The organism is Streptomyces sp. NBC_01190 (assembly GCF_045039895.1).
Lineage (GTDB): Bacteria > Actinomycetota > Actinomycetes > Streptomycetales > Streptomycetaceae > Actinacidiphila.
Genome location: NZ_CP108580.1, coordinates 6199830 through 6225000 on the forward strand (window position 1 = coordinate 6199830; position 25171 = coordinate 6225000).

A 25171-nucleotide genomic window follows, 5' to 3' on the forward strand; every position below is an offset into this window, starting at 1 on the left:
GCAGACGCGGCCGAGGAGTCACCCGGATGAGCACCACCCAGAGCGAGAGGCTGCGCGCCCTGCTTGAACCGCTCGTCGTGAAGGCCGGTCTTGAGCTGGAGGATGTCGTCCTGACCGCCGCGGGCAAGCGCCGGCAGTTGATGGTCGTGGTGGACGCCGAGGACGGTGTGTCGCTCGACGCGGTCGCCGAGGTGAGCCGCGAGCTCTCCCAGGCGCTGGACGCGTCGGACGTGATGGGCGAATCGGAGTACGTGCTCGAGGTGGGCTCACCCGGCACCGACCGTCCGCTCACCGAGCCGCGCCACTTCCGGCGTAACACCGGACGGCTGGTGAAGCTCCAGCTCAAGGAGCGCGGCGAGCTGATCGCACGGATCATGACGGTGGACGGCACAGGTCTGGATCTGGAGGTCCCCGGGGTCAAGGGGCGCAAGCCCAAGCCCGCGCGGGCCGACTTCGCGGAGATCGCCAAAGCCCGGGTCGAGGTCGAGTTCAACCGCAAGGCCGCCGGCGAGGACGAGGCGGCCGACGCCGACGAGATCCACGAGCACACTGCGGATCACGAGAACGACGAAAACGACGAAAACGACGAAAACGACGAGAACACTGAGGAGGCGTAGCCGTGGACATCGACATGAAGGCCCTGCGGGGTTTGGTGCAGGAGCGGGAGATCTCGTTCGACCTGCTGGTCGGGGCCATCGAGTCGGCGCTCCTCATCGCGTACCACCGGGAACCGGGCAGCCACCGCAAGGCCAGGGTCGAACTCGACGGGCAGAGCGGCCATGTGACCGTGTGGGCCACCGAGGACCAGGCGGAGGCCGGCGAGGGCGCCGAGCCGCGCGAGTTCGACGACACGCCGAGCGGCTTCGGCCGGATCGCCGCCTCCACCGCCAAGCAGGTGATCCTCCAGCGGCTGCGGGACGCCGAGGACGACGTGACCTTCGGGGAGTACGCCGGCCGCGAGGGCGACATCGTGACCGGCGTCGTCCAGCAGGGCAAGGACCCCAAGAACGTGCTGGTCGACATCGGCAAGCTGGAGGCCATCCTGCCGGTGCAGGAGCAGGTCCCCGGTGAGGACTACGCTCACGGCACCCGGCTGCGCAGCTATGTGGTGCGGGTCGCCAAGGGCGTGCGCGGCCCGTCCGTCACCTTGTCGCGCACCCACCCCAACCTGGTGCGCAAGCTCTTCGCGCTCGAGGTGCCGGAGATCGCCGACGGCTCGGTGGTCATCGAGGCGATCGCCCGCGAGGCCGGGCACCGCAGCAAGATCGCGGTCCGCTCCACGCGCTCGGGGCTGAACGCCAAGGGCGCCTGCATCGGCCCGATGGGGGCCCGGGTGCGGGCCGTGATGGCGGAGCTCAACGGCGAGAAGATCGACATCGTGGACTGGTCGGACGATCCGGCGGACATGGTGGCCAACGCCCTCTCGCCGGCCCGGGTCTCCGGCGTCGAGGTGGTGGACTCGGCCGCCCGCAGCGCCCGGGTCACCGTGCCGGACTACCAACTCTCGCTGGCCATCGGCAAAGAGGGGCAGAACGCCCGGCTGGCGGCCCGGCTGACCGGCTGGCGGATCGATATCCGGCCGGACACCGAGCAGCCGCAGGACTGATCCCGAACGAACGGCCGTGCGTCTGCTTCCTCGAAGGAGTGAGTCCGGCGCGGGGAGGTAGACTAAGAGTGTCTGGTCGGACGCTGCATCCAGCATGCCCGGAGCGAACCTGCGTCGGCTGCCGTCAGCGAGCGGCCAAGAACGATCTGCTGCGTGTGGTGGTGACCGGGGGTGCGTGCGTTCCCGATCTTCGCGGTACGCTGCCCGGTCGGGGTGCTTATCTGCACCCCGTCCTTGCCTGTCTGGACCTGGCGGTCCGTCGCCGGGCGTTCGCACGGTCCTTCCGGGGACCTGTGACGGCCGATTCCGCGGAGCTGCGCCGGTATGTCGAGCAGGCAGCCCCGTAAGACCCAGCAAGCCCTGTAACACCCCGTAAGAAGCAGTGCGGCACGGGCCACCGTGCGGTCAGGTACCTCGCGAGATGGAAGTAGGTCGAGATTGCGATGAGCACTCGATGAGTACGCGATGAGTACGCCCATGAAGTAGCGACGGTCCGGCGGACGATCACCCCGGACCTAAAAGGAGCGAAGTGGCTAAGGTCCGGGTATACGAACTCGCCAAGGAGATGGGAGTCGAGAGCAAGGTCGTCATGGCCAAGCTCCAAGAACTCGGTGAATTCGTCCGTTCGGCGTCCTCGACCATCGAGGCGCCAGTTGTACGCAAACTGACCGACGCTTTCCAGGGACCCGGCGGCAACGCCGGCAAGTCCGCTGCGAAGCCCTCGGCGCCGCGCAAGGCGACGCCGTCCCCCGCCCCCCGTCCGGGTGGCACCTCTTCGCCGGCCCCCGCCCCGGGTGCGCCGGCTCGTCCCGCTGCCCCCGGCCCCCGGCCGGGCGGCCCGGTGACGCCCGCCCCGGCTCCGGCCGCGCCGAGCGGTGGCTCCACGCCTCCGGCCGGCGCCGGCCCGCGCCCCGGCCCCCGGCCCGCACCGGCCCCGGCGCCCGCCCCGGCGCCGGCCACGCCCAAGCCCGCTCCGGCGGCGCCGGTACCGGCCGCCGATTTCCAGGCACCGCCGTCCGCGCCGCAGGCTCCGGCCGGTCCGCGCTCCGGCGCCACCCCCGGCCCGCGCCCGGCCCGTCCGGCCGGCCCCGGCCAGCGTGACGGCCAGCGGGACAATCCGCGTGACGGCCAGCGGGACGGCGGTGCCCGGCCGGGTGCCCGCCCCGGGGGCCAGGGCCAGGGCCAGGGCGGTGCCCGCCCCGGCGGCTCGCGTCCCGCGGGTCCGCGCCCGGGCAACAACCCCTTCACCTCCGGCTCCACCGGCATGCCGCGCCCGGGTGGCGCGGGTCGCCCCGGTGGCGGCCAGGGCGGTGCCCCGCGTCCCGCGGGTCCCGGCGGCGGCGCTCCGCGTCCCGGTGGTGCCCCGCGTCCCGGCGCTCCCGGCGGTCAGGCGGGCCCCGGTGGGTCGCGTCCGACGCCGGGCGGCATGCCCCGTCCGCAGTCCTCGGGTCCGCGCCCGAACCCCGGCATGATGCCGCAGCGTCCGGCGCCGTCCCCCGGCGGCCGTCCCGGTGGTGGCCCTGGTGGCCGCACCGGCGGTCCCGGTCGTCCCGGTGGCGGCGGCGGTCCCGGTAGCCGTCCCGGTGGTGGCGGTGGCGGCTTCGCCGGCCGTCCGGCCGGTCCCGGCGGCGGCGGTCGTCCCGGTGGCGGCGGTGGCGGCTTCGGCGGCCCTCGTCCCGGCGGTGGTGGCGGCGCGCCCGGTGGTGGCGGCGGCTTCGGTCCCCGTCCCGGCGGTTTCGGCGGACGTCCCGGTGGCCCGGGCGGCCGTGGCGGCACGCAGGGCGCGTTCGGTCGCGGCCCCGGCGGTCGTCCGGCGCGCGGCCGTAAGAGCAAGCGTCAGCGGCGCCAGGAGTACGAGGCCATGCAGGCCCCGTCCGTGGGCGGCGTGCTGCTGCCCCGCGGCAACGGCCAGACCGTGCGGCTGTCGCGCGGTGCCTCGCTCACCGACTTCGCCGAGAAGATCAACGCCAACCCGGCGTCGCTCGTCCAGGTGATGCTCAACCTCGGTGAGATGGTCACCGCCACCCAGTCGGTGTCCGACTCCACCCTGGAGCTGCTCGCCGGCGAGATGAACTACGTGCTGGAGATCGTCAGCCCGGAGGAGGAGGACCGCGAGCTGCTCGAGTCCTTCGACATCGAGTTCGGCGAGGACGAAGGCGGCGAGGAGGCCCTGGTCTCCCGGCCGCCGGTGGTCACCGTCATGGGTCACGTCGACCACGGCAAGACCCGCCTGCTCGACGCGATCCGCAAGACCAACGTGGTCGCGGGCGAGGCCGGCGGCATCACCCAGCACATCGGTGCCTACCAGGTGGCGACCGAGGTGAACGGCGAAGAGCGCCGGATCACGTTCATCGACACCCCGGGCCACGAGGCGTTCACCGCCATGCGTGCCCGTGGCGCCAAGTCGACCGACATCGCGATCCTGGTCGTCGCGGCCAACGACGGCGTCATGCCGCAGACGGTCGAGGCGCTCAACCACGCGAAGGCGGCCGATGTGCCGATCGTCGTCGCGGTCAACAAGATCGACGTCGAGGGCGCCGACCCGACCAAGGTGCGCGGCCAGCTCACCGAGTTCGGTCTGGTGGCCGAGGAGTACGGCGGCGACACCATGTTCGTCGACATCTCCGCCAAGCAGGGTCTCAACATCGACTCCCTGCTGGAGGCCGTGATCCTGACCGCGGACGCCTCGCTCGACCTGCGGGCCAACCCGGAGCAGGACGCGCAGGGCATCGCGATCGAAGCGCACCTGGACAAGGGCCGCGGCGCCACCGCGACCGTCCTGGTGCAGCGCGGCACCCTGCGGGTCGGCGAGACGATGGTGGTGGGCGACGCCTACGGCCGCGTCCGCGCCATGCTCGACGACCAGGGCAACACGCTGGAGGAGGCCGGGCCTTCCACCCCGGTCCAGGTGCTCGGTCTGACCAATGTGCCGGGCGCGGGCGACAACTTCATCGTGGTCGACGAGGACCGCACCGCCCGGCAGATCGCCGAGAAGCGCGCGGCGCGCGAGCGCAACGTCCGCTTCGCCCGCAAGGGTGTCCGGTTCTCCCTGGAGAACCTGGACGAGGCGCTCAAGGCCGGTCTGGTGCAGGAACTCAACCTCATCATCAAGGGCGACGCGTCCGGTTCGGTGGAGGCTCTCGAGTCCTCGCTGCTCCAGCTCGACGTCGGCGACGAGGTCGACATCCGCGTCCTGCACCGCGGCGTGGGTGCGGTCACCGAGTCGGACATCGACCTGGCGACGGGTTCCGACGCCATCGTCATCGGCTTCAACGTCAGGGCGGCCGGCCGGGCCGCGCAGATGGCCGAACGCGAAGGCGTGGACGTCCGGTACTACTCGGTGATCTACCAGGCCATCGAGGAGATCGAGGCGGCCCTCAAGGGCATGCTCAAGCCGGAGTACGAGGAGGTGGAGCTCGGCACCGCCGAGATCCGCGAGGTCTTCCGCTCCTCCAAGCTCGGCAACATCGCCGGTGTGCTGGTCCGCTCCGGCGAGGTCCGACGCAACACCAAGGCGCGGCTGCTGCGCGATGGCAAGGTCATCGCGGAGAACCTCAACATCGAGGGTCTGCGCCGGTTCAAGGACGACGTCACCGACATTCGTGAGGGTTACGAGGGCGGTATCAACCTCGGCAACTACAACGACATCAAGATCGACGACGTCATCGCCACCTACGAGATGCGGGAGAAGCCGCGCGGCTGATCCGGTGCCTCACCTGAGGTGACACGGTCCGGGGCCGGTCGACGGAACACAAATTCCGTCGATCGGCCCCGGCCTTCGCCTGTACCGTCGCTTACATGTATGTAGGCACCTTGTGCTTCGACCTGCTGCTCGGTGACGTACGGTCGCTGAAGGAGAAGAGGTCGGTCATCCGTCCGATCGTCGCGGAGCTGCACCGGAAGTTCGGGATCAGCGTGGCGGAGACGGGGGACCAGGATCTCTACCGCAGGGGCGAAATAGGACTCGCGGTGGTGTCCGGGGACCTCGGGCACATCAAGGACGTACTCGACCGGTGCGAACGCTGGATGGTCGCCCGGCCCGAGGTGGAGCTGCTGTCGGTACGGCAGCGCATCCACGGCGACGACGACTGAGATGACGATCGGACCGGCGGCCGGACCGTTGACGCCACAGGACCGGCCCGCCGACCTCCACCGAAGCGAAGAAGAGAGAAGAAGACGATGACCGACACCGCGCGGGCGCGCAAGCTGGCGGACCGCATCCGGGTCGTGGTCGCGGAGACCCTCCAGCGCCGGATCAAGGATCCGCGGCTGGGGTACGTGACGATCACCGACACCCGGGTCACCGGTGACCTGCGGGAGGCGACCGTCTTCTACACGGTCTACGGGGACGACGAGGAGCGCGCGGCCTCCGCCGCCGCCCTGGAGAGCGCCAAGGGCGTGCTCCGCTCCGAGGTCGGCCGGCAGACCGGGGTGCGTTTCACCCCGAGCCTCGCCTTTGTGGCCGACGCCCTGCCGGACAACGCCCGCACCATCGAGGATCTGCTCGCCAAGGCCCGCGCGGCCGACGAGGAGGTCCGCAAGAGCGCCACCGACGCCCAGTTCGCCGGAGACGCGGACCCGTACCGCAAGCCGGTCGACGACGACGTCGATGATGACGACGTCAACGATGACGATGACGATGACGACCTGGCCGGCCACGCCGATGAACCGGCCGGCCACGCCGAGGCGGCCGATCACGATGACACGGCCGATCACCACGAGGACGGTCCGTCGCACGCATGACACCGAACACCGGGTCTGAACGCCCGGAGGCAAGCCCCTCGGGTCTGGTCGTCGTCGACAAGCCGGGGGGCCTCACCTCGCACGGAGTGGTGTCCCGGATGCGGCGGCTCGCCGGGACCCGCCGGGTCGGGCACGCGGGCACCCTCGATCCGATGGCGACCGGTGTGCTGATCATCGGCGTGGAGAAGGCCACCCGGCTGCTCGGCCATCTCGCGCTCACCGAGAAGGAGTACACCGCCACCATCCGGCTCGGGCAGAGCACCGTGACCGACGACGCCGAGGGCGAGGTCACCGCGTCGGTCCCGGCCGGCGGGGTCACCCGGCCGGCGGTGGACGCCGGGATCGCCGCGCTCACCGGGCCCATCCAGCAGGTCCCGTCGAAGGTCAGCGCGATCAAGGTGAACGGCGTCCGGTCGTACACCAGGGTGCGGGAGGGCGAGGAGTTCGAGCTCGCCGCCCGGCCGGTGACGGTCTCCTCGTTCACCGTCCAGGACCTGCGCACCCCCGAGGACGCGCCCGACGCCGTCGATCTCGATGTGACCGTCGTCTGCTCGTCCGGCACCTACATCAGGGCGCTCGCCCGCGACCTGGGCGCCGGACTCGGCGTCGGTGGCCACCTCACCGCGCTGCGCCGCACCCGCGTCGGCCCTTACGGGCTGGACGGCGCCCGCACCCTGGAGCAGCTCCAGGAGAGCTATGCCGTACTGCCCATCGAGCAGGCCGCCGCGGCGGCCTTCCCGCGCTGGGATGTCGACGCCGACCAGGCGCGGCTGCTCGGCCATGGGGTACGGATCGAGGTTCCGGCGCTGGCCGCCGGGCCGAACGCGGTCTTCGGCCCCGACGGGCGCTTTCTCGCGCTCATTGAGGAGAGCAAGGGGCAGGCGCGGATCGTGGCGGGCTTCGGCCAGTAGCCGCGGACCTGGCGCGGCGGGACGCGGCGAGCGCGGTTGACGCGGTGCACGCGGGGGAATCGCTGAACCCGGTGAACGCGGTGCACCCGGCGAACCCGGTGCACCCGGCGAATCCGGTGCACCCGGCGAATCCGGTGAAAGGGAGCGGAGGTCGGCGGAGGAAGGCCACCGCCGCGCCCTGACGTCCGGCCGGGCGCGACGGCGGTCCGCCGTTCACCGTGCAGCGAGGCCACCTGTCCCCTGAGCGGCCCCGCTCCACGGTCCCCTCCAACCCCCCCGCCCATGTCTCTATCCATTCGGACCAGCGAATTCACCCCAATGGCCAGGCGCTCGGAGTGAAGCGAGGGGGCGCAAGGGGGCGCTTTCGGTCCGTGATCTTGGCGGACGATCAGTGGGCACCTAACGTCGAAGCGGGACGAATCGGGACGGTGTGGTCCCGGCACGACGGCGGGGGGAGGTACCCGGAAGTGACATACGCGGGTGAACGGGACAATGCGCTGATCCGGGTCTGTGATCTGGCCGGACGCCCCCGCGGCACGGGTTTTCTGGCCGACACCGACGGCACGATGATCACCAGCCATGAAGCGGTCGACGGGCTCGCCCGGCTGGTGCTGCACGCCCCCGGCGGCCGGGTCTGCCTGGCCGAGGCCGCGGCGATCACCCCGCTGCCCGAACACGGTGTCGCGCTCGTCGCCACCGAAGGGCTCGGCCTGCCGCCGCTGCCCATCGCCACCGGCGGCCCCGCCCACCCCGAGCAGCGGATAAGGCTCCGGCTGCCCCATCGCGCCGAAGGCTCGGTGATCGGCACCACCGCAGTCACCTACACGGCCACCGACCGCTTCCACCTGCTCGACGAGGTCTATGAACTCGCCCTGGACCGGGCGGATCTGAGCCGGGCGGCGGCCCAGGCGTCCGGCGCGCCGCTGATCGACGCGGCCACCGGCGCGGTCCTCGCCGTGGTGGTGACCGCCTTGCAGGCCGAGCACCGGGCGAGCGGCTTCGCGGTCCCGCTGCGCGCCGCCGGCGCCCCGGCGCCACTGGCCGGGCTGCTGGCCCGCAACGCGGCGACCGTCCCCGGTTACGGACCGCACCTCAACCTGGCCGGCGCGCTGCGGCTGACCGGCACCACGCTGGGCCCGGCCGGCGAACCCGCTGACCGGCGCCACACCGTCGCGCGCCCCGAACTCGTCGGCGCGCCGACGGAGTTCCTGGCCGCCGAAGGAGAGGAGAGGCCGCTCGTGCTCGGCCTGGTCGGCGCCCCGGGCACCGGCCGCAGCACAGAACTGGCCCGCCTCGCCACCAGCAGCGCCCGGGGCTCCCGGCCCGCGCCCACCCTGTGGTTGCGCGGCGCGGAGCTGCGGCCCGGTGACGGGAGCGTCAGGGACGCGATCGAACGGTCGCTGCGCGCCGCCACCCGGATCGTCCGCGCCGCCACCGGTGACGCTCCCGCCGAAGTGCTCCTGACACCCCCGCCCCCGTGCGCGCGGCACGGGGAGCCCGGCGGGTACGGCGGGTACGGCGAACGCCGGGAGCCTGGCGGCGCGCTCGGCGATTGCGGCCGACCGGGGGAGTACGGCGGGGACACCTCCCCCGACACCCTCGCCGACCTCGCCCGGAGCGCGGGCCGCCCCTTGCTCGTCCTCCTCGACGAGCCCGAGGAGATGCCGCCGGTACTGGCGCACGAGCTGGCCGGCTGGGCCGCCGCCACGGCCCAGTGGCTGCGCGCGTCAGGCACCCGCCTGATCCTCGCCTGCGGGACCGAGCTCTGGGAGCGGATCGAGGCCGCCCTGCCGGCGGCGGCGGCGAAGGTGGCGGTCGGCGAGCTGACCACCGAGCAGGCCGCGCACCTGCGGGCCCGTCACCACCTCCCCGACGGCGCGCTGGCGGCGGCCGATGCGGCGCATCCGCTCGCCCTGCGGCTGCTCGCCGAAGTGCGGGCTGCCCTGCCGGGCGACACCGAACCGGATCCGGCCGAGCCGCCGTCGCGCGCCGATGTCTTCTCGGCGCACCTGGACCTGATGTGCCTGCGGATCGCCGAACGCCTGGCGGCCGGGTCCCGGCCGCCGCTGCGCGGTACCGGGGTGCGGCGGCTCGCCGCGCGCGTGGCCGGGCAGACGCATGAGGCGGCCCGGCGGCTGCTGGGGCCCGGGCAAGGGGCGCTGGACCGGGAGGCGTTCGAGGAGCTGTTCCCCTGGCGCAGCGGATGGGCGGCCGCGGTGCTCACCGAAGGGCTGCTGGTGCCGGCCGGCGCCGGCTACCGCTTCGCGCACGAGGAACAGGCCGACTGGCTCCAGTCGCTCCACCTCGATCTCGACGCGGCCCTGCACGCCCTCGTCCACCGCTGGTTCGTACCGCCGAGCACCACCGCCGAGGCAGCCGTAAGGCTCCCGGCCCGATCCGCCGCCCGCGCCGGACACCCGCCGCCGGTGCCCCCGGCGCCACCGATCGCCCCGGCCGGCTTCCCCCGCAGCCTGCCCGTCCCCCGGCACCGTGCCGGCCCGGTGCGCCAAGCGCTCCTTGCCGCCCCGCCCGCCGTCCGAGCCGCCCACCTGCGCGCCCTGCTCCAGACGCTCGACCGGCACACCCCGCCGCCGACCCGCCTCGCCATGCTGCCGAACCCCCACCGGCCGACCGAGGCCGGCCCGGCGGCCGCCACCCCCGACACCGCTGCCACCGTCCCCACCCCGCATCCGGCGCGTACCCGGCCGGTGCCAGGGGGCGGTGGCCGGCGCCAGGCGGACGCCGTCTGGTGGGCCGCCCACCTCGTCCGGGAGACGCTCACCCGGGCCCCCGATCCCGACCTCCTCAGGGACCTGGCCGGCCGGGTCGTGGTCCGCGCGGTGGAGCGCGGCGGTTTCGCCGCCGACCTCGCCACCGACGCGATGGGACCGCTCGGCCGCTTCGGCCCGTCCTTCTGGCGCGCCCTCCCGCTCCCCGTGACCGACCGCCTCGAACTCCTCCGCCTGCTGCTGCCCGCCGACGGACCGCCGACGGCGGACCGGGCCGACGACCGCTTCCTCACCGCCGCCTCCGACCTCTTCCGCGCCAACCCCGCCGCGGCGCTCCCCGCGGTGTGCGGCTGGCTCACCGACGACCGGCCGCTCCAGACGGCCCCCGGCGCCCCCGGCGCCTCGGGCTCGCCCCACCCCGCCCGGCTCACCGTCGCCTCCGCCGCGCAGGCCCTGCTGCACACCCATCGCCGGCTCGCCGTGGACGACCTCACCGAAGCGCTGGTGGCCGTCGGCCAGCCGGCGGCCGACGAGGTGCTGGCCGCACTCGCCGAGGACGAACCGTCCGCGGTGTGCCGGGCGGTGGACCGCTGGGCACACGACGAGCGCCCCGACCGGCACGTGGCGGCGGCGACCCACGGACCGGCGGCGGCCCCCCACGTCAGATCGGCCGCCGACCGGGAGCTGCTGCGGTACGCGGCGCTGGCGATCCTCGGCCGCCCCCAGGACCGCGCCCTGCACGGCGCGGCACTGGCGCTGCTGGTGCGGGACCCGGTGACCAGGGACGGCCATCTCCCCGCCGCGCTCGCGAAGTTCACCGTCGGCGACCCGGATGTGACCCCGGCCGCGCTGGGCACCGCGCTCGCCACCCACCCCGACTCCGTACTCGCCGCCTTCCGGGCCCGGCTGCGGGGCCCGGTGGCGAGCCCGCCGGAGCCCGGCCCGGGGGAGTCCCCGGAGCGCCGCCTCCCGGCCCCGCGGGCGAGCCGCTCGCACGATCCGCGCCCCGACCGGCCGGAGGACCGAACCGGAGGTCGGGGCGGCCGCTCCCCGGACCCCGGCTTTCGGCCCGGCTCCGCCGGCGACCCCACCACGGCCGCGCCGGGCGGCTCCGCCGGCATCCTCGCCGAACTGGCCACCGTTCGCGGGCAGGCCCTGGCGCGGCGGGCCGCGACCCTCGTCGAGGAGTACCTGCGCCGCCGCCCGGCCGCCGCACCCGAAGTGGCCCGCTTCCTGGACGCCAGGCTCGAAACCGGCGAGGCGGCCAGAGCCACGCTGCTGCCGCTGGTCAGAGCGCTGCTGCGCGATCACCCCACGCCGGTGCGCCGCCTCCTGCTGCCGGTCTTCGCCGACCCGGGCACCCCCGGGTCCCGGGCGCTGCGTTTCGAGGTGCTCGACCTGGCCCTCGGCATCGAACGCGATCCGGCCGTGCTCGACGCGCTGCTCACCGCGGCCGCCGCCGGCTGCCGGCGGCGCCATCCGCTGCTCACCCGTGATCTGGTGCACCGGCTCGGGCTGCTGCTCGGCCGGACCCCGGAGGGCGCCACCCACTTCGACCGCCGGGTGGTGGAACTCGCCGCCGCGCAACCCGACTTCGGCCGTCTGCTGCGGGCGTGGCTGACCGACGGCGGCAGTTGGGACGCGGTGGTCGGGCCCAGCGCCCGGCGCCGTCTGGACACCGTGGCGTGACGGGTCCGGCCGGCGCGACACCCGCGGCACGTGCCGATGGGCACCGCCGCACACCGGCATGGCAGGCTTGGCCTTGCAGGACAGCACGGCCAAACGGCCAAACGTCGATCGCGTCCTGCGGCAGTCGGCAAGAGGCGTCCGGCGACGGACGTCCGGTAGCAGAAGAAGCGGAGCGTCAAGGTGCAGCGCTGGCGGGGCTTGGAGGACGTGCCCGGTGACTGGGGGCGCAGCGTCGTCACCATCGGGTCGTACGACGGTGTGCACCGCGGCCACCAGCTCATCATGGGCCGGGCGGTACGGCGGGCCCGCGAACTGGGTGTGCCGTCGGTCGTCGTCACGTTCGACCCGCACCCCAGCGAGGTGGTGCGGCCCGGTACGCACCCGCCGCTGCTCGCCGCCCACCACCGGCGCGCCGAACTCATCGAGGCGCTGGGCGTGGACGCGCTGCTCATCCTCCCCTTCACCCGCGAGTTCTCCAACCTCACACCGAGCGAGTTCATCCGCACCGTGCTGGTCGACGGCCTGCACGCCAAGCTGGTGGTCGAGGGACCCAACTTCCGCTTCGGCCACAAGGCCGCGGGCGACGTCGAGTTCCTCTCCGCGCTCGGCCTGAAGTACGACTACGAGCTGGAGGTCGTGGACCTGTTCGTACGCGGCGAGGCCGGCGGCGGCGAACCCTTCTCGTCCACCCTGACCCGGCGGCTCATCGCCGAGGGGGACATCGAGGGCGCGGCGGAGATCCTCGGCCGCCCGCACCGCGTCGAGGGCGTGGTGGTCCGCGGCGCCCAGCGGGGCCGCGAGCTCGGTTACCCGACCGCGAACGTGGAGACGCTCCCGCACACCGCGATCCCCGCCGACGGGGTCTACGCCGGCTGGCTGCACGTCAACGGCGAGGCGATGCCCGCGGCGATCTCCGTCGGCACCAATCCCACCTTCGACGGCACCGCCCGCACGGTGGAGGCCTACGCCATCGACCGGGTCGACCTCGACCTGTACGGGCTGCACGTGGCGGTGGACTTCCTCGCCTACCTGCGGGGCATGGAGAAGTTCGCCACCATCGAGGCGCTGCTGGTGCGGATGGCCGACGACGTGAAGCGCTCCCGCGAACTGATCGACGCCGCCGAGCAGTCCTGACCCGGCGACGCCTCACCCCATCCGGTGATATCTCGCTCCCGTCGCCCGCCGGGTCAGTCCTGCGGGGGAGCCGGCGGGTATCCGTAGCCCGCCGGGGGCGGGGGCTGCCCGTTGGGCCAGCCCTGCTGCGGCTGCGGGGCCTGCGGCCGTGGTGACTGCGGCTGGAACGGCGGCGGGGCCCCCTGCGGCGCCGGCGGATACGGCTGCGCGCCCTGCGGCGGCACTCCGTACTGGCCGGGCGGCACCTGTCCCGGCTGTCCCGGCTGCACTGGCGGCCCGTACGGTGCCGGATACCCCTGCTGATACCCGGCGGGCGCGGCACCGTACGGCGGCTGCTGCGCGGGTGCGGGTGCGCCCGGCAGCGGCGGCGCCTGTGTGGGCGGCGGGTTGACGCCGTCCGCCGTCCAGAGCCCCTGCTCCTGCTGGGCCCGGATGAAGTCCTCGGCGACCATCGCGGACAGATTGAAGTACGCCTCCCGCGTCTTCGGCCGCATCATGTCGAGGTCCACCTCGGCGCCGGCCGCCAGATGCTCGTCGAACGGCACCACCTGCACCCCGCGGCAACGCGTCCTGAAGTGCGCCACGATGTCCTCGACCTTGATCATCTTGCCGGTCTCGCGGACCCCGGAGATCACCGTGATGCTGCGCGAGACCAGCTCGGCGTAGCCGTGCGCGGAGAGCCAGTCCAGCGTGGTGCTGGCGCTGGACGCGCCGTCCACCGACGGCGTCGACACGATGATGAGCTGATCGGCCAGATCGAGTACACCGCGCATCGCGCTGTAAAGCAGACCGGTGCCCGAGTCGGTGAGGATCACCGGGTACTGCCGGCCGAGCACCTCGATCGCCCGCCGGTAGTCCTCGTCGTTGAACGCCGTCGAGACCGCCGGGTCCACGTCGTTGGCGATGATCTCCAGGCCGGACGGGGCCTGCGAGGTGAACCGGCGGATGTCCATGTAACTGTGCAGATACGGGATCGCCTGCACCAGGTCCCGGATGGTCGCCCCGGTCTCCCGGCGCACCCGGCGGCCCAGCGTGCCGGCGTCGGGGTTGGCGTCGATCGCCAATATCTTGTCCTGCCGCTCACTGGCCAGCGTCGCGCCCAGCGCGGTGGTGGTCGTGGTCTTGCCGACACCGCCCTTGAGACTGATCACCGCGATCCGGTAGCAGGACAGCACCGGGATACGGATCAGCTCCAGCTTGCGCTGCCGCTCCGCCTCCTCCTTCTTGCCGCCCAGCTTGAACCGGGACGGCTGCGCGTTCGCGCCCGGCCGCTTCGGCTTGGGACGGTTGCGCAGCAGCCGGTCGGAGGAGAGCTCCACCGCGGCGGTGTAGCCGAGCGGCGCGCCGCCCTGCGGGGGCTGCGGCCGCTGGTCCGGCGTGGTGGTCGGCCAGCCGCCGGCCCGCGGGTCGGCCGGGCCGGGCGGTGCGGCCTGCGGCGGCGCCGCCTCGGGTGCGACGGGCCGGCCGTACTGCTGCGGCTGCTGCCCCGGGTGGGGCTGCTGGGGCGGCTGCGGGAATCCGTAGCCGCCCTGCGCGGGCAGCGGGGGGAGTGGCCCAGTGAGTGGCCCGGCCTGCGGCCCAGCCGGTGGCCCGGTCTGCGGCCCATTCTGTGGCCCCGGGTACGGCCCGCTCTCCCCGTGCTGCCCCGGCCCCGGGTAAGGCGCCTGGTAGGGCCCCTGATACGGGCCGGGGTGCGGCCCGGCGTGGTGCGGGAAGCCGTACCCGCCGTCCTGCGGCAGCGGCGGTCCCTGCGGGCCCTGCTGCTGAGCGGGGATCGCGGGTGCGGGCAGCGGCTGCCCGGGCTGCGGCTGCTGCTGCGGTCCGGACGGCGACGGGAAGGACTCGGGGCGCGCCTGTCCGGGGATGGCCGGCGTCGGCAGGTCCTGCCCGGGCTGCGGAGCAGGTACGGCCTCGGGCGGCGGCGGCCCGTAGCCCATGGGCGCGGGCAGGTTCTGCCCCGACTGGGGCGCCTGCCCCGGCTGGGGCGGCGGTACGGCTTCGGGAAGAGCCGTCGCCGCTGCCTGAGCCGCGGGCCGGCCGGCGGCATCACCATCACCCGGTACGACCGGCCGGGCCGGACCTGCCGACGCCGGCGGGAAGTCCACCCCGCGCTGCACGGCGGGCGGGTGGGGCCCTCCAGGCTGGGCGGGGGTGACCGGCTGCCCGATGGGAGGGAGCGGAATCGGCTGACCGGTGGGGGGCGGGAAGTCCAGGCCGGGCTGCGCCGCGGCGGGCACGCCGGGCTGCTGCGGCGGCAGAGGAGGGGGGAAGGGGTGGCCGCCCTGGGGCGCGGCGGCCGGCGGGACGTAGGGCGTCGGGATGTCAGGGGCCTCGGGGTGCGGGTGCGGCGCCTCGGCCCGCTCGAACTGCGGGGGCAGCGGCGGTACCGGACCGGCCGGCGCCACCGGCGCCCATGGGTCGGCATCGGGGGGCGTGGGCAGCGGTGTCCACACCAACTCGCGCTCGCCGGGCTGCTCCGCCGCTGTTTCCGGCGCGCTCGCCGGTGCCTGTTCCGGTCCCGTGGCCGGTCCCGTGGCCGGTCCCGGTCCTGTGGCCGTGCCGATCTCCGTGGCCGGCCCCGCCGCCCCCGCCGGGCCGTCGGCCGGCTTCGGTTCGGTCCGCCGCGGGTCAGGATCCGCGTCCGCCACCTTGTCACCCAGCCTCTCGCCCGTGCGCTTCCCGGCCTCGTCCTGCGGCTCGTCCCCCGGCGCGGCCGCCGAGGACAGCATCGCCCGGTCCCGCCCCGCCGGACTCCCCGGCTCCTCGAAGGCCGCCCCGGACCCGGCGGCACGCTTGGCGGCGCCCGAACTCCCGTACAGATCGGGGCTCTTCGCGTCCCGCGCCGCCGTGGACCCGGAGCCCGCGCCCTTGTCGGCCGGTTTCGGGCCGTCCTCTTCGACTCCGGACGCCCCGTCAGACCCCCCCGCCGCCGCGGACCCGGCTGCCTCGTCGGCGCCGCCTTCGTCCTCCGCCGCGAACGCGGGGCTGCCCGCGGTGTCCCGCATGTACCAGGCGGGGAGCCGCGGCCCGAGGATGAACTCCCCGGTGTTGTCAGCCGTGTTGTCCGGCGCCGCCCCCGATGTGTCCTCGACAGGGCCGGGCCCGCCGACGCGGTTCTCGTCCCGATCGCTGCTCACAATGCCTCCTGGTACGCCGTTCGCAACCGCCCCGCGGTGCTCGTGCCCACACACCCCATGGCCGACTGCCCCTCCCCGTTCAGAGCAAGACTAATCGTCGCCACCCACCTGATGTCAGGCTGATGATCCGAGCCGCACCCCTGCCCCGGACCCCCGCCCCCGTCCCTAGATGACCCGTGGGTAAGCGCCTCGGCGCGGGCTGGTACTCTGGGTGACGGTCACGCGTGGATTGTCACCGCGTGGCCGCGCCTCGCGAGTCACCTGAGACACCCCGCGATGAAGACCGGGGGCGCTCGGAGGCCACTGACACCCAAGGAGTCCGTATGTCGCTCGACGTCGAGACGAAGAAGCAGATCATCGCCGAGTTCGGCACCAAGGAGGGCGACACCGGCTCCCCCGAGGTGCAGGTCGCACTGCTCTCCCGCCGGATCTCGGACCTGACCGAGCACCTCAAGCTGCACAAGCACGACCACCACTCGCGTCGTGGTCTGCTGATCCTGGTCGGTCAGCGCCGCCGCCTGCTCCAGTACCTGGCCAAGAAGGACATCACGCGCTTCCGTGAGCTCCGTGAGCGCCTCGGTATCCGGGCCGGCGCGGCGGGTGTCCGCTAGCACGCCGTTGAGGGAGCGGTTCCCGTCCGACGGGGCCGCTCCCTTTGCCGTATGTGTTGCCGTATGTGTTGCCGTATGTGTATTGCCGCATGTACGCCCCACCGCAAGACGTGCACGATCCCGGCCTTGTCTGGTGCAATGGTGCTGTTGACAAGGCGGGAACAGTATGAGCAAGAAAAGTATGACCAACGACGTATGAGGAGGAGCGTCCTCCTTACCAGCCGCTTCCGCCGGTCCTCGGTAGTGGCCCCCGGGTGGTTCCACCCCCGGAGGCTTCGATCGAAGACCGGCCCCCGGCAGCAGGACGCCCCTCCACCGATGGCCCGCGAGGACACGCCCCGCGGGCAAGGACGAGGAGAAACCCCATAGTGGAGAACGAGACCCACTACGCCGAAGCCGTGATCGACAACGGCACCTTCGGCACCCGTACCATCCGCTTCGAAACGGGCCGGCTGGCCCGTCAGGCCGCCGGCTCCGCCGTGGCCTACCTGGACGACGACACCATGGTGCTGTCGGCCACCAGCGCGTCAAAGCAGCCCAAGGAGCACTTCGACTTCTTCCCCCTCACGGTGGATGTCGAGGAGCGCATGTACGCGGCCGGCCGGATCCCCGGTTCCTTCTTCCGCCGCGAGGGCCGCCCCTCCGAGGACGCCATCCTCACCTGCCGGCTGATCGACCGCCCGCTGCGCCCGTCCTTCGTCAAGGGCCTGCGCAACGAGATCCAGGTCGTCTGCACGGTCATGGCGCTCAACCCCGACCACCTCTACGACGTGGTCGCGATCAACGCCGCCTCCTGCTCCACGCAGCTGGCCGGCCTGCCCTTCTCCGGCCCCATCGGCGGCGTCCGCGTCGCCCTGGTCAAGGGCCAGTGGGTGGCGTTCCCGACCCACTCCGAGCTGGCGGACGCGGTCTTCGACATGGTCGTCGCCGGCCGGGTGCTCGACGACGGCGATGTCGCGATCATGATGGTCGAGGCCGAGGCCACCGCACAGACCATCCAGCTGGTCGAGGGCGGCGCCGAGGCGCCGACCGAGGAGATCGTGGCGAACGGCCTGGAGGCCGCCAAGCCCTTCATCAAGGTGCTGTGCAAGGCGCAGTCCGAGCTGGCCGTCAAGGCCGCCAAGCCCACCGGCGAGTTCCCGATCTTCCTGGACTACCAGGAGGACGTGTTCGAGGCGCTGGAGTCGGCGGTCACCGACGAGCTGGCGCAGGCGCTGACCATCCCCGGCAAGCAGTCCCGCGAGGCCGAGCTCGACCGGGTGAAGGGGCTGGCCGCCGAGAAGCTGCTGCCGCAGTTCGAAGGGCGCGAGAAGGAGATCTCCGCGGCCTACCGCTCGCTGACCAAGAAGCTGGTCCGCCAGCGCGTCATCCGCGACAAGGTCCGGATCGACGGCCGCGGTGTCACCGACATCCGCACGCTGGCCGCCGAGGTCGAGGCGATCCCGCGGGTGCACGGCTCGGCGCTCTTCGAGCGCGGTGAGACCCAGATCCTGGGCGTCACCACCCTCAACATGCTCCGCATGGAGCAGCAGCTCGACACGCTGGCGCCCGAGACCCGCAAGCGCTACATGCACAACTACAACTTCCCGCCGTACTCCGTCGGCGAAACCGGCCGCGTCGGCTCCCCCAAGCGCCGCGAGATCGGCCACGGCGCCCTCGCCGAGCGCGCCCTGGTCCCGGTGCTGCCGACCCGCGAGGAGTTCCCCTACGCGATCCGGCAGGTCTCCGAGGCGCTGGGCTCCAACGGCTCCACCTCGATGGGCTCCGTCTGCGCCTCCACCATGTCGCTGCTGAACGCCGGTGTGCCGCTCAAGGCCCCGGTCGCCGGTATCGCCATGGGCCTGATCTCCCAGGAGATCGAGGGCGAGACGCACTACGTGGCGCTCACCGACATCCTCGGCGCCGAGGACGCGTTCGGCGACATGGACTTCAAGGTCGCCGGCACCAAGAACTTCGTCACCGCCCTCCAGCTCGACACCAAGCTGGACGGCATCCCGGCCTCGGTGCTGGCCGCGGCCCTCAAGCAGGCCCGCGACGCCCGCCTGCACATCCTCGACGTGATGATGGAGGCCATCGACTCCCCGGACGAGATGTCCCCCAACGCGCCGCGGATCATCAGCATCAAGATCCCGGTGGACAAGATCGGCGAGGTCATCGGCCCCAAGGGCAAGATGATCAACCAGATCCAGGAGGACACCGGCGCCGACATCTCCATCGAGGACGACGGCACGGTGCTGATCGGCGCGACCGAGGGCTCCCAGGCCGAGGCCGCGCGCACGATGATCAACCAGATCGCCAACCCGACCATGCCCGAGGTCGGCGAGCGGTACCTGGGCACGGTCGTGAAGACCACCACCTTCGGCGCCTTCGTGTCGCTGATGCCCGGCAAGGACGGACTGCTGCACATCTCGCAGATCCGTAAGCTCGCCGGCGGCAAGCGCGTCGAGAACGTCGAGGACGTCCTCGGCGTCGGCGCCAAGGTGCAGGTCGAGATCGCCGAGATCGACCAGCGCGGCAAGCTCTCGCTGATCCCGGTCATCGACGGCGAAGGCGACGACGACACGAAGGACGAGTCGGACCAGTGACGACCCGCTCCACCGCACGGACGGCCCGCCCCTCCACCAAGGGGCGGGCCGTCCGCACGCGGACCCTCCTGCCCGGCAGCGACGGCATCGGCACGGTCCGCCGCAGCGTGCTCCCCGGCGGCCTGCGGGTCGTCACCGAGACCCTGCCCACCGTGCGCTCGGCCACCTTCGGCATCTGGGCGGGCGTCGGCTCACGCGACGAGACCCCGGCGCTCGGCGGCGCCACCCACTATCTGGAACACCTGCTCTTCAAGGGCACCCGGCGGCGCAGCGCGCTCGACATCTCCGCCGCGATCGACGCGGTCGGCGGTGAGATGAACGCGTTCACCGCCAAGGAGTACACCTGCTACTACGCCCGGGTGCTCGACACCGACCTGCCGCTCGCCATCGACGTGGTCAGCGACATGCTCACCTCCTCCCTCATCCGGCAGGAGGACCTCGACGCCGAGCGCGGAGTGGTGCTCGAAGAGATCGCCATGACCGAGGACGACCCCGGCGACCAGGTCCACGACCTGTTCACCACCGCCCTGCTCGGCGACTCGCCGCTGGGCCGCCCCGTCCTCGGCACCGTCGAGACGGTCAACGCCCTCACCCGTGATCAGGTCGCCCGCTTCTACCGCAAGCACTACGACCCGACCCGGCTGGTGGTGGCCGCGGCCGGCAACCTCGACCATGCCACCGTCGTACGCCAGGTCCAGCGCGCCTTCGAGCAGGCGGGCGCGTCGCACCAGCCCGAGGCCGCCCCGCAGGCGCCCCGCGGCGGATCCCGTACCATCCGCGCGGCCGGCCGGGTGGAGATCCTCGACCGCCGCACCGAGCAGGCCCATGTCGTCCTGGGCACCCCCGGCCTGTCCCGCAACGACGAGCGCCGCTGGGCGCTCGGCGTGCTCAACACCGCGCTCGGCGGCGGCATGAGCTCCCGGCTCTTCCAGGAGATCCGGGAGAAGCGAGGCCTGGCCTACTCGGTGTACTCCTACACCTCGTCCTTCGCCGACTGCGGCATGTTCGGGGTGTACGCCGGCTGCCAGCCGCGCCGGGTGCCCGAGGTCCTCAAGATCTGCCGGGACGAGCTGAACCAGGTCGCGGAACAGGGCCTCACCGACGAGGAGGTGGAGCGCGCCATCGGCCAGCTCTCCGGCTCCACCGTGCTGGGCCTGGAAGACACCGGGGCGCTCATGAACCGGCTCGGCAAGAGCGAGCTGTGCTGGGGCGATCAGCTCTCCGTCGACGACCTGCTCGCCAAGATCGCCGCCGTCACCCCCGACGAGGTACGCGCGGTCGCCCGCGATGTCCTCGGACAGCGTCCCTCGCTGGCGGTCATCGGCCCGATCAAGGACAAGCAGGCCGCCCAGTTGCAGAGCGCCCTCGCCTGACGCCCGCAAGCCCTGCCGCCCGTACGCCCAGAAGCCCGGCCCACCGCCGGGAGCGAAGGACCGAACAACGATGAGCAAGCTCCGAGTGGCCGTCATCGGCGCCAAGGGCCGGATCGGGTCCGAGGCGGCCCGCGCCGTCGACGCCGCCGACGACCTTGACCTGGTCGCCGCGCTCGGCCGCGGCGACCGGCTGGAGACCCTGACGGAGGCGGGCGCACAGGTCGCGGTGGACCTGACGCACCCGGACGCCGTGATGGACAACCTGGAATTCGCCATCGGGCACGGCATCCACGCCGTGGTCGGCACCACCGGGTGGACCGAGGAGCGGCTGGCCACCCTGGGGGGCTGGCTGGCCGCCGCTCCCGGCACCGGAGTCCTTGTCGCGCCGAACTTCTCCATCGGGGCGGTGCTCACGATGCGGTTCGCCCAGCAGGCGGCCCGCTGGTTCGAGTCGGTCGAGATCGTGGAACTCCACCACGACCGCAAGGCGGACGCGCCCAGCGGTACCGCGACCCGCACCGCCCAGCTCATCGCGGCCGCCCGGGCGGAGGCGGGCCGCGACCGGCAGCAGGACCCCACCACCCACGGCCTCGACGGTGCCCGGGGCGCCGACGTCGACGGTGTGCCCGTGCACTCGGTCCGGCTGCGCGGCCTGCTCGCCCACCAGGAGGTGCTCTTCGGCGGCACCGGGGAGACCCTCACCATCCGGCACGACTCGCTGCACCACAGCAGCTTCATGCCCGGCATCCTGCTGGCGGCCCGGGCGGTACCCGGCGTGCCGGGGCTCACCTTCGGCCTGGAACACTTCCTCTCCGAAGGACCCGAGGACGGCGCCGGCCAGGGCGGCGGCCAGGGCAGCGAAGGAGACTGAACCGCGATGCGCGCCAAACTCAGCTACACCGTCTCCGCGCTCGTCCTGGTCTTCTACTTCGTGCTGGTCGGCGACCGCGGCATACTGCTGATCGCCGACGGCCGCCCGGTCACCGTCGCCTTCGGCCTCGCCGTGCTGGTCCTGCCGCTCATCGGGGCGTGGTTCCTCTGGCACACCACCCAGTTCGCCCGCCACGCCGGCCGTCTCGGCCGGGAGCTGGAGGCCGAGGGCGGGCTGCCGGTCGACGAGCTGACCCGTACCCCCAGCGGCCGGATCGACCGCGACTCGGCCGACGCGGTGTTCGCCAAGCGGCAGGCGGAGACCGAGGCGGCCCCCGACGACTGGCGCAACTGGTTCCGGCTGGCGGTGGCGTACTTCGACGCCCGTGACACACCGCGGGCCCGTAAGGCCATGCAGCGGGCCATCACGCTGCACGACGGCAAATGACCCCGTGACTCCTGGGCCGAGGGCAGTGACGTCATCGGCCCCTGGTCGGCCGAGGCCGCCCAGAGGCCGGTCACGAGGGTTCAGCGCAACTCGGTGGCCCAGCTCTCGATCGCGTCCGCCGCGATGTCGAACGCCTCGACCCGGCCGAGGAAGTCCGCGTTGTGATCGGTCAACAGCGCCCGGAGCTGCTGGCCGCCCTTCCGGGTGACCACCAGCGCCTGCCCCTGCACGGTACGCGGCAGCCCGATCACCTTCACCGGCTGCTGCGCGGTCCGCACCGACGCGACCCGGCTCCACGGCACGGTGACCGTGGTGAAGTACCCCACCTGGCGGACGCCCTTGCCGCTCAGCCACACCCCGACCCGCAGCAGCCGCAGCGTGGCCACGATGAGCAGCACCGCCACCAGCAGCAGCCCGCCGGCTCCCGCGCCCTCGCCGGCCAGCGCCATGATCAGCGCCGCGATCAGCAGGTAGGACGCCAGCAGAAACGCCAGCGCGGCGGTCACCACCCGCCACGGGCCGGGGCGGTACGGCCGCAGCCAGCGGTCGTGCACGGCATGCGGCAGCGCGCGTCCGGTGGACTCTTCTTCGATCGAGGGAGTGGAACTGTAGGGCAGGGACACGCGGACGATCCTCTTCCGGCTTCCGGGCGGGGGCGGACGGGTGGGGCTGGCTCTGACCGGTGAGGCTATCCGCCACGGCGGAAACGGCCAACCTCCAGGTCGGCGTTGTCCTTCAGGAGTCACCTGATGTCACAACACGTCGGCACACGTCGGTCGGCGTCCTCCGACGCGAGCCGAGGTGACCCCGCGTGACTCAGGAGCCCCGGCCCGGCGCCCGGCCGCCGGTGTCCGACCCGCCCTCCAGCCTGGCTAGGCTGGCAGCAGCCAAGTGGAAGGACCCCCGGTGTCGACCGATCTGCCCCCTGAGCACGACGTGTCCGTCGATTCGCCTGATTCAGCCGCGTCAGCCGCGTCAGTTGATTCAGTCGAGTTCCGTGACGACGTGTCCGTCGATCTCATCAAGCACAGCGCCTCGGACTCCGATGTGCTCTGGGCAGCCCGCGTCTCCACCGCAGGCGAGCAGTCCATCGAAGAACTAAGCAAGGACCCCGAGCGCTCCAAGGGGCTGCTGAACTTCCTCATGCGGGACCGCCACGGCAGCCCCTTCGAGCACAACTCCATGACCTTCCTGATCAGCGCCCCGATCTTCGTCTTCCGCGAGTTCATGCGGCACCGGGTGGGCTGGTGTCTGGCCGGCGACACCGAGATCACCCTGGAGACCGAGGCCGGCAGCCTCCGTCAGCGCCGGATCAAGGACCTCTACGAGCAGTGGCACGGCGAGGCGGACCGGCCGCCGACCCAGGGCCCCGCCCGCGACGGCCAGGTGCGCTGTTTCGACGAGGAGACCCTGCTGGCGCGGCAGGCCCCGATCGTCGATGTGATGGAGTCCGGGGTCAAGGCGCTCATCCGGATCACCACCCAAGGCGGCCGGACACTGCGCTGCTCGGTCGACCACGCCGTCCTCACCCCCGACGGCTGGCGCAAGGCCGGAGAACTCGCGCCCGGCGACGCGGTGCTGGCGGCCGGCGCCGTGGCGGTGCCCGACCCCGTCGTCTCCGTGGCGGACGACGGTGAGGAGATGACCTACGACCTCTCCGTGGCCGGCCCGTGGCACAACTTCGTCGCCGACGGAATCGTCGTGCACAACTCCTACAACGAGGAGTCGGGTCGGTACCGGGAGTTGCGGCCGGTCTTCTACGTACCCGGCGAAGACCGCAAGCTGGTCCAGCGCGGGCGTCCGGGGAAGTACGAGTTCGTGCACGGCACACCCGAGCAGCACAAGGGCGTCGTCGCCGCGATGGAGGAGTCGTACGCGCAGTCGTACGCCGCCTACCAGCGGATGCTGGCGGACGGGGTGGCCCGCGAGGTGGCTCGCGCCACACTTCCGGTGGGGCTCTTCTCCTCGATGTACGCGACTTGCAATGCCCGCTCCCTGATGCATTTCCTCGGGCTGCGCACCCAGCACCAGGACGCGCGGGTGCCGTCCTTCCCGCAGCGGGAGATCGAGATGGTCGCGGAGAAGATGGAGGCCGCGTGGGCGGAGCTGATGCCGCTCACCCATGCCGCTTTCAACGCGAACGGCCGAGTGGCTCCCTGAGAAATGTCCGAAGTGTTCGGATTGCAGGCATTCGCGAGGTTCATCTAGGCTGCGGAAACGGACTCCGGCGTTGTCCGAACCCCCGAGCGGGCAGCGTCGGAGTCCTCCGTCGCAGGTCCCGCGGCTGCGTCACCGTACATACACCGAGTAGCGTGGGAACCATGGTAGCGACCTCCACCTCCAAGGCCCCTTTTGGCCGGGTACTGACCGCAATGGTCACGCCGTTCACCGCTGACGGTGCCCTCGATATCGACGGCGCCCAGCGTCTCGCCGTCCACCTGGTGGACGCGGGCAACGACGGCCTCGTCCTCAACGGCACCACTGGAGAGTCGCCGACCACCACCGACGCCGAGAAAGACGACCTCGTCCGCGCCGTCGTCGCGGCCGTCGGGGACCGCGCCCGGGTGATCGCCGGCGTCGGCACCAATGACACCGCCCACAGCGTCGCCCTGGCCCGCCGGGCCGAGAGCAGCGGCGCCCACGGCCTGCTCACCGTCACGCCGTACTACAACAAGCCCTCACAGGAGGGCCTCTACCAGCACTTCACCGCGATCGCCGACAGCAGCGGCCTGCCGGTGATGCTCTACGACATCCCCGCCCGCAGCGGTGTCCCCATCGAGACCGAGACCATCGTCCGGCTGGCCGAGCACCCGCGGATCATCGCCAACAAGGACGCCAAGGGCGACCTGGCCGCCGCGAGCTGGGCGATCAGCCGCAGCGGCCTCGCCTGGTACTCCGGCGAGGACATGCTGAACCTGCCGATGCTGTCCATCGGCGCCTGCGGCTTCGTCTCCGTCGTGGCCCACCTCGTCGCCGCCGACCTGTGCGCCCTGTTCGAGGCGTACACCGGCGGCGACGTCACCAAGGCCGCCGAGATCCACCAGCGGTTGCTCCCCGTCATCACCGGTATCTTCCGCGCCCAGGGCGTCGTCACCACCAAGACCGCCCTCGCGCTGCGCGGACTGCCCGCCGGTCCGGTCCGGCTTCCCCTCGTCGGCCTCGGCGCGGCACAGACCGAGCAGCTCAAGCAGGATCTCGCCGCGGGCGGGGTAGATCTCTGACCAAGACTTCACAACTGAATAAGCACCGTTCCTGAAAAAGCACTGCCTTGAAAAAGCGCTGTTCGTGAAAAGCGCCGCACCATACGTCAACAATCCAAACGCATGCCGAATATG

17 protein-coding genes and 3 pseudogenes are annotated in these 25171 nt (G+C 72.6%); 18 read left to right on the top strand and 2 right to left on the bottom strand.

Annotated elements, in window-relative coordinates; genetic code table 11:
• Positions 1-26: 26 nt before the first annotated feature.
• The 9 genes from rimP to OG519_RS26210 all read left to right on the top strand — a co-directional run bounded on the left by rimP (position 27) and on the right by OG519_RS26210 (position 12812).
• On the top strand, positions 27-617 hold the full coding sequence (rimP, locus tag OG519_RS26170; protein ID WP_405588629.1) for a ribosome maturation factor RimP: 591 nt from the start codon (positions 27-29) through the stop codon (positions 615-617).
• 2 nt (positions 618-619) lie between these two features.
• Entirely contained in the window at positions 620-1606 is a 987-nt protein-coding gene (gene nusA, locus OG519_RS26175) for a transcription termination factor NusA (protein WP_405588631.1), read from the top strand.
• Positions 1607-1674: 68 nt separating this feature from the next.
• Complete coding sequence (locus tag OG519_RS26180) at positions 1675-1953, top strand: YlxR family protein (protein ID WP_405588634.1); 279 nt, start codon at positions 1675-1677, stop codon at positions 1951-1953.
• A 182-nt stretch (positions 1954-2135) separates the two neighbouring features.
• Positions 2136-5309, top strand: a complete 3174-nt coding sequence (infB, locus tag OG519_RS26185; RefSeq protein ID WP_405588637.1) for a translation initiation factor IF-2 — start codon at positions 2136-2138, stop codon at positions 5307-5309.
• A 95-nt stretch (positions 5310-5404) separates the two neighbouring features.
• Entirely contained in the window at positions 5405-5698 is a 294-nt protein-coding gene (locus OG519_RS26190) for a DUF503 domain-containing protein (RefSeq protein WP_405588639.1), read from the top strand.
• An 87-nt stretch (positions 5699-5785) separates the two neighbouring features.
• Positions 5786-6349, top strand: coding sequence for a 30S ribosome-binding factor RbfA (gene rbfA / locus OG519_RS26195; RefSeq protein WP_405588641.1), 564 nt, complete (start codon positions 5786-5788; stop codon positions 6347-6349).
• Positions 6346-7260: a tRNA pseudouridine(55) synthase TruB gene (truB, locus tag OG519_RS26200; protein WP_405588643.1), complete on the top strand. Its 915-nt coding sequence runs from the start codon at positions 6346-6348 to the stop codon at positions 7258-7260. Before rbfA ends, truB begins: the two co-directional genes overlap by 4 nt.
• A gap of 467 nt (positions 7261-7727) precedes the next feature.
• Entirely contained in the window at positions 7728-11678 is a 3951-nt protein-coding gene (locus OG519_RS26205) for a trypsin-like peptidase domain-containing protein (RefSeq protein WP_405588645.1), read from the top strand.
• A gap of 180 nt (positions 11679-11858) precedes the next feature.
• Positions 11859-12812 (top strand): bifunctional riboflavin kinase/FAD synthetase, encoded by a 954-nt coding sequence (locus OG519_RS26210; RefSeq protein ID WP_405588648.1) that lies wholly within the window; start codon positions 11859-11861, stop codon positions 12810-12812.
• A 53-nt stretch (positions 12813-12865) separates the two neighbouring features.
• Here the strand turns inward: OG519_RS26210 and OG519_RS26215 are convergent, their stop codons facing one another.
• On the bottom strand, positions 12866-15949 hold the full coding sequence (locus OG519_RS26215) for an AAA family ATPase (RefSeq protein ID WP_405588650.1): 3084 nt from the start codon (positions 15947-15949) through the stop codon (positions 12866-12868).
• Between the two features lie 323 nt (positions 15950-16272).
• Between OG519_RS26215 and rpsO the strand changes: the two genes are divergently transcribed.
• From rpsO to OG519_RS26240, 5 genes are all read left to right on the top strand, one after another.
• Entirely contained in the window at positions 16273-16560 is a 288-nt protein-coding gene (gene rpsO, locus OG519_RS26220; RefSeq protein ID WP_405588653.1) for a 30S ribosomal protein S15, read from the top strand.
• A 368-nt stretch (positions 16561-16928) separates the two neighbouring features.
• On the top strand, positions 16929-19145 hold the full coding sequence (locus tag OG519_RS26225) for a polyribonucleotide nucleotidyltransferase (protein WP_405588656.1): 2217 nt from the start codon (positions 16929-16931) through the stop codon (positions 19143-19145).
• Positions 19142-20518 carry a M16 family metallopeptidase gene (locus OG519_RS26230; protein WP_405588659.1) on the top strand — a complete coding sequence of 459 codons (1377 nt, stop codon included), beginning with the start codon at positions 19142-19144 and terminating at the stop codon, positions 20516-20518. Before OG519_RS26225 ends, OG519_RS26230 begins: the two co-directional genes overlap by 4 nt.
• A 70-nt stretch (positions 20519-20588) precedes the next feature.
• Positions 20589-21389, top strand: coding sequence for a 4-hydroxy-tetrahydrodipicolinate reductase (gene dapB, locus OG519_RS26235; RefSeq protein WP_405588662.1), 801 nt, complete (start codon positions 20589-20591; stop codon positions 21387-21389).
• Between the two features lie 6 nt (positions 21390-21395).
• On the top strand, positions 21396-21836 hold the full coding sequence (locus OG519_RS26240; RefSeq protein WP_405588665.1) for a hypothetical protein: 441 nt from the start codon (positions 21396-21398) through the stop codon (positions 21834-21836).
• Between the two features lie 80 nt (positions 21837-21916).
• On the opposite strand, the gene OG519_RS26245 is transcribed toward OG519_RS26240, so the two are convergent.
• Entirely contained in the window at positions 21917-22459 is a 543-nt protein-coding gene (locus OG519_RS26245; RefSeq protein ID WP_405588667.1) for a hypothetical protein, read from the bottom strand.
• Between the two features lie 313 nt (positions 22460-22772).
• Here OG519_RS26245 and OG519_RS26250 point away from each other — a divergent pair.
• The 4 genes and pseudogenes from OG519_RS26250 to dapA all read left to right on the top strand — a co-directional run.
• A pseudogene (locus OG519_RS26250) lies at positions 22773-23354 on the top strand (FAD-dependent thymidylate synthase); the annotation flags it as partial.
• 123 nt (positions 23355-23477) lie between these two features.
• Positions 23478-23543 (top strand): annotated as a pseudogene (locus OG519_RS26255) (hypothetical protein); the annotation flags it as partial.
• A gap of 3 nt (positions 23544-23546) precedes the next feature.
• Positions 23547-23996 (top strand): annotated as a pseudogene (gene thyX / locus OG519_RS26260) (FAD-dependent thymidylate synthase); the annotation flags it as partial.
• A 161-nt stretch (positions 23997-24157) separates the two neighbouring features.
• Entirely contained in the window at positions 24158-25057 is a 900-nt protein-coding gene (dapA, locus tag OG519_RS26265) for a 4-hydroxy-tetrahydrodipicolinate synthase (RefSeq protein WP_405593009.1), read from the top strand.
• Positions 25058-25171 lie beyond the last annotated feature (114 nt).